This window comes from Limibacillus sp., assembly GCA_037379885.1.
Taxonomy (GTDB): Bacteria; Pseudomonadota; Alphaproteobacteria; order Kiloniellales; family CECT-8803; genus JARRJC01.
This window is the reverse complement of sequence record JARRJC010000082.1, coordinates 1-5,700: the sequence shown is the minus strand read 5'-3', so window position 1 is coordinate 5,700 and position 5,700 is coordinate 1. Positions and strand designations below refer to the sequence as shown.

Sequence of the window (5,700 nt, the reverse complement as noted above, 5' to 3'; positions counted from 1 at the left end):
ATAAATCAGCGCAGTAAGGAGCAGTTGCCAGCGATCCATCTCGCTATGCGCGAAGAAAGGTACGAAATGGCCGATTGGCTTCGTGAACAGGGAGCCTCTCCCATGCCGGTGGAGTCACTCGCGCCAGAGGAACTTGCGGCTGCCGATCTGGAAGCTGGCAGGATCCGAGCAATTGAGTGCGCTCAATGCCACCCCCTTGAACTGAGTACAAAAACAATCAGCGGTCCAGGCCCGCTAGGCCCGCTACTCTGGAACGTTGTAGGTCGGGCGAAGGCCACGATGACAGACTATCCCTACTCAGATTCGATGGCTGCTCAAACAGGGACGTGGACATTCGACGAGCTCAACCGCTTCCTCGCCGATGCGCCAGGTGTCGTGCCGGGAACGAATATGCAGCGCGGCTTTGAACCAGATCGCAGCAAACGAATTTCTGTGATCGCCTACCTCAGAACGCTCAGCGACGATCCAGTCCCTCTCGATTGAGATAGGCGCAAAGAGGTGGTTCGACCAAGGCCTCTTTCTGCCCCAGCAAGTTGACCACATCACACAGCGAGCGGAGATATGGAGGAGGTGCACTCAAACCTCCCAACAATGCCACGCCTGCCTGCAGGCTTATGTGGCCTCTAATTCGGCGACAGTGTCCGCCTTTTAGACGGGGGGCGGTCGCCGCGTTTAGATCTCGTTAATGCCTACTTTTGGCTAGAAGCAGACATCAACTGCTGCCTTTTTGCGAAGGCTTCTTTGGTTCAGTTAGAGATTAAGCGCCATGGACTAGTCATTTCTACGATTCCGAAGGCATATTGACCCTCTCAAGCGCGAAGCCCTGGAGGCTCAAAGCCCATGAAACGCCCCAGTATCTTTGATCTGCTGTTCGGTGACGGGACGCCCAGAAAAGCAGTTCTGACAGCCTTGGTAGTGGGAACCATCCTCATCGCCATTAATCACGGTGATCTGATGCTGAACGGGATGGCGCCACCCGCCATTAAGGTCATCCTCACTTACTGCGTTCCCTACTGCGTTACGACCTGGGGGGCTGCAACTGGTAAGATATCGCAATGGAGGCGGGACAACGCCCTTCAGGAGTGATCGCGAGGGAGGCCGGGCATGAAGATAGAAGACTTCTTCAACCAGACGAACATCGTTGACCTCAGCTTCTTCAATTTCCGGAACGCGATCACGGCCGCCTACTTCGCCGACAGCGAGCTGCGGGTTGTGAAGGTGAACGATAACTTCAAGCGCTTCTTTCCCATCCTAGGGAATGTCTCCAGCGTCTACTTCCCCGACGTGCTCGAGCAGATGGGAATCGAGGGCGCGCAAATCGAGCGCTTCGTGCGGGAGATAAACGAAGAGGGCTCGGTGTTATTGCCGGAGGTTCATGTGCGTCACGGCGGCGAGGAGCGGGTCTACTCGCTTCTTTCCACCCGCACCCGTGACGATAGTTTTTCCTACCTTAACGGCGTCCAGGGCCAGTTCGTGGATCGCACCGAGGAGCACAACTTGCGGCGCGAACGTGAGGAACTGGTTGATCAGCGCATGCGCGACCAGGAGATCATCGAACAGAAAAGCCAGAAACTGGAGGCGCTTGCTAACCGGCTGGCGCGCTATCTCTCGCCGCAAATTTACCGCTCTTTGTTCGACGAACCGGCTGACGTTGAACTGGTGCACAAGCGCAAGAATCTGACGATCTTCTTCTCCGACGTGGTGCAGTTCACCGACCTCAGCGACAGCCTGGAGCCGGAGCGCTTTGCGGCAGTCATCAATTCATACCTCTCGGAGATGGCCTCGATCGCGATCGAGGCTGGCGGCACCATCGACAAATTCATTGGCGATGCTGTGCTCGTCTTCTTCGGCGACCCGGATTCCGCGGGTGACAGGGAAGATGCGTTACACGCCGTTGGCATGGCGCTACGCATGCAAGAGCGCATCGCTGAACTTCAGAGGCACTGGAAGAAGCTGGGCGTCTCAAGCGGGCTCAAGGTGAGAATGGGCATCTCCACAGGATACTGCACGGTCGGGAATTTCGGGTCCAAGCAGCGGTTGGACTACACCGTTTTTGGACGCCCGGTGAACATGGCCTCTCGCCTCCAGACAAAGGCGCCGCCAGGCACCATCCTCATGGACCAGAGCACTAAGGACCTCGTTGAGGGCTCGATAGAGAGCGAGGCGTTTGGAGAGCTGCAGCCGAAGGGTTTTTCGCGACCGCGCCAGGTGTTCACTGTCAAGGGCTTCACCTCGACCAGCGAGCGGGAGGCCTACCAGCTTTGGAGCCGAACCGGCGACCATGTTGAGGTGACGGTTACCGATAGCTCTGATATCGCAAAAGCGATCCTTGAGTTGAAGGAAATCGAGCAAGAGTTCGAGGAGTTACTGGAAAAACAGCGGGATCGATAAAGAGATTGCTTAGCTGGTCTTGGATTCTGTGGCCAGCCATTTTGACTAGCTACGAAATCCGCTTCTGGCTACAAGCGGATATCTGACCCGCAGCGTGGATTTCCTATTAGCGCACAGCTATTCTTCTCGCAAAGGTGAGGGATCGCGGCATGGAACGCAGACTTACCTGTATCCTCGCGGCGGACGTTGTCGGCTATAGCCATCTCATGGAAAGCGCCGAGGCGGAAACCCTCGCCGCGCTTAAGGCGCACCGGGAAGAACTGTTCGACAACCTGGTGAAGGCGCACCACGGACGCATCTTCAAACTCATGGGCGACGGCTCGCTGGCCGAGTTCGCGAGCGTTGTAGATGCCGTAACCTGCGCGATCTCCATCCAAGAAGGGATGGTGGAAAGGAACGCCCGGATTCCGGAAGCGGAGCGCGTGCGGTTCAGGATCGGCATCCACTTGGGCGACGTCATTGTCGAATCGGACGACCTCTATGGAGACGGCGTCAATGTAGCGGCCCGGCTGGAAGCCATGGCGGCGCCCGACGGTCTCTGCATTTCACGCCAGGCCTACGACCAGATCGGTGGCAAGCTTCGATCGCGCTTCGAAGATCTGGGTGATCAGCAATTGAAGAACATATCCCGTCCCGTTCAGGTGTTCAGGTTGACCCAAGAGGGGCAAGCACCCCCTGAACCCTTCCAGCGAGGAACTAAAGGCCGCCGAGCCCCGCTCTTCGCAGCGTTGGTCATCGCTGTCCTCGCCGTGCCGACATCGCTCTACTGGTGGCAACAAGCGCACCGGGAGCAACCGAAGGACAGCATGATCCGTCCGCCGCCAGCGGTCTCGGAACACCCGAGGCTGGCGGTGCTGCCCTTCGAGAACATCAGCGGCGATGCAGAGCAGGAGTATTTCGCCGACGGCATGACGGAAGATCTGGTCACGGACCTCGCGAAGATCTCGTCGATAAGCGTCCTGGCGCGCGCCAGCACCGCAGGACTGAAGGGCAGGGAGATCGATTTCCCTTCTGTCGGCGATGAACTCAGGGTGCGCTACTTCATCGGCGGCAGTGTTCGCAAGTCGGGAAATAAGGTCAGGATCAATGCGCAGTTGATCGACGCGCAATCGGGAAACCAAATCTGGGCGGAACGCTACGACGGCGAAGAGATCGATGTTTTCGGCCTCCAGGACCAGGTCCTGGAGAAAGTGATTGATACACTGGCCCTCAAGCTGTCCGAGGAAGAGCGCCAGCGCCTGACCAAGCGGGGCACGAAAAGCATCGCTGCGCACGATCTGTATCTGAAGGGGCTCCACGCTGCATCGGTCTTCTCGGAAGAAGGCAACCGACAGGCGATCGGGCTCTATAAGCAGGCCCTATCGATCGACCCGAACTATCCGCTGCCCTACGCAGGGATCAGCAACGTGCTTCAGCTGAACGCGAGGAACGGCTGGTCCGATGATGTCCAGGGCGATCTGAGAACCGCTGTGGACCTGGCTCAGACGGCTGTCGATCTCGATCCCAATAACCCGACGCTCCATTGGAGCTTGGGGCGCAGTAAGGCCCGCCTTCGGACACCCGAGGCGCTGGCCGAAGGGATTGAGTCCGTCAAACGGGCCATCGAGTTGGACAGCGATTACGCGGATGCCTATGCGTTCCTGGCGGTCCTTTATGTGGGGGCCGGGAAAGCGGAGGATGCATTGCGGTCCGTGGACACGGCAATGCGCCTCAACCCTACCTATCCCTTCTGGTACCTCTTCATGCGCGGGACGGCATACTACGCCTTGGAGCAGTACGATACCGCCATCACCGATTTTGAAACCGCCGCGGAGTTGAATCCGACAGCACAGTTCGTCCGCTTTTGGCTGGCCGCAGCCTATGCTCAGGCCGGGCGGCCCGACGACGCCGAATGGCAGGTGGACGAACTGATGATCATGGGGTTTGACGGAACAGTCGACACGATCGTTGAGACCGGGCACATCATCGATCCGAAGTATCTGGCCCTGGAGAGGGAAGGTCTCTTAAAGGCAGGCATCCCCGAATAGCTGTAAAGGCCTTCCCACGGCTCAAGAATCGAAACGCCAGAGAGTTTTTTGTCTATGTCCGCTATTGGCTAATAGCGGGCATTGACGGACTAGTGCCATTTCAAAGCGACGCCTTAAGACTTTTTTAGGCAATGAGAGCTTATCCTTAAGAACAACGGTGAAAAGCCGATCAAATTTAAGTGGGATGAGAGCAGTGTTTGGTAACGTATTCCTTGAGGGGTTCCTCGTGGCGTCTTCAGTTGCGGGTGGTGTCGCATATTTTTTCGGCAGTGCGATCATGGCGGCGACTGGGCTTAACTGACGTTCCTCTACACTTCAAAACAAGAACTCAAAAAGGGGTGGCCCAATTGGGAGCACCCCTTAATTTTCCCATTGGTTCTGGGCGCCAATTATCGCGCCCGCTTCTGGCTAATTGGGGACACTTACGACCTTGACGGTTGAAAGGGGTTCACCTTCGACCGCCAAATGACCGTGATCGTTCGCATTCAGCGTAACCATCACTTCGGTGTCTCCCGGGGGAAGGCTAGATAGGTGAAACCATTCCCCATAAACCCGCGCGATCTTCTCACCATTCACATAGATATGCGCGTGCCCCTCTCCGTCGCGGTGTGAAGCGTTTACGTGTTCGGGAGCGAATCTGAAGTTCTCAACCAGGATGTGAACGTTGTATCCGCCGACACTGTCCTCAGTGATCGTAAAGTCCAGCGAGGGCGCGTTCTCCCCCTTCGGTAAGTTGACCATGTCTCCATGAGAGTGGGACGCGTGACTGTGACTCCCGTGGTTAGAAGCGCCTGAGTCTGACTGAGCAATCAGATCTCCCGCTTCAGCCTCAACAACGAAAAGTAGGCCCATTACGGTCGCGAAAAATATCGTGGCGAACCTTGATTTCATTGGCATCGTTTCGGACTCCGGCCAGGCTAACTAGATTGAAAATGCTTCCGGATCTCAGGGGCATTGTCCTCCCGACCTACTTTGCCTTCAAGCAATTCCGTGAAGCGGAAAGGGGCTGGTTGCAGAAAAGTAGGAGCGTCCGCTATTGGCTAAAAGCGGACAAGATCCTCTCGACGCGCCCCGGAAAATTCCGTTGTAGAAATTGAACAATCGGAAATTGCCCTTTATGAAAGGGCCTTTGGTGGGACTAACGGAACGCCGCATAGAGTTTGCCGAAAACTGTATAGTCATGGGCTTCTTAGGTCCCCTGATGGATAGGAGTTTACATGGAAGTGACGCAGGCCTGGTTTAAAGTTCTTGCGATTTTGTCGCTGCTGGCGGGACTAGCCGC

The 5,700-nt window shown here is 56.6% G+C and carries 4 protein-coding genes; all 4 read left to right on the top strand.

Features of this window, described 5'->3' with window-relative positions; genetic code table 11:
• A partial coding sequence (locus P8X75_14260) for a hypothetical protein (GenBank protein ID MEJ1996348.1) occupies positions 1 to 483 on the top strand: 483 nt, incomplete at its 5' end.
• Between the two features lie 357 nt (positions 484 to 840).
• Positions 841 to 1,086: a nitrate/nitrite transporter NrtS gene (gene nrtS, locus P8X75_14255; protein MEJ1996347.1), complete on the top strand. Its 246-nt coding sequence runs from the start codon at positions 841 to 843 to the stop codon at positions 1,084 to 1,086.
• Positions 1,087 to 1,104: 18 nt separating this feature from the next.
• Complete coding sequence (locus tag P8X75_14250; protein ID MEJ1996346.1) at positions 1,105 to 2,391, top strand: adenylate/guanylate cyclase domain-containing protein; 1,287 nt, start codon at positions 1,105 to 1,107, stop codon at positions 2,389 to 2,391.
• Positions 2,392 to 2,540: 149 nt separating this feature from the next.
• Entirely contained in the window at positions 2,541 to 4,418 is a 1,878-nt protein-coding gene (locus tag P8X75_14245) for a tetratricopeptide repeat protein (GenBank protein MEJ1996345.1), read from the top strand.
• Positions 4,419 to 5,700: the final 1,282 nt, after the last annotated feature.

Excerpts from the sequence above, each read along its gene's own strand:
- P8X75_14250 (MEJ1996346.1), top strand. The coding sequence starts at position 1,105 with ATGAAGATAGAAGACTTCTTCAACCAGACGAACATCGTTGACCTCAGC.
- nrtS (MEJ1996347.1), top strand. The coding sequence starts at position 841 with ATGAAACGCCCCAGTATCTTTGATCTGCTGTTCGGTGACGGGACGCCC.
- P8X75_14245 (MEJ1996345.1), top strand. The coding sequence starts at position 2,541 with ATGGAACGCAGACTTACCTGTATCCTCGCGGCGGACGTTGTCGGCTAT.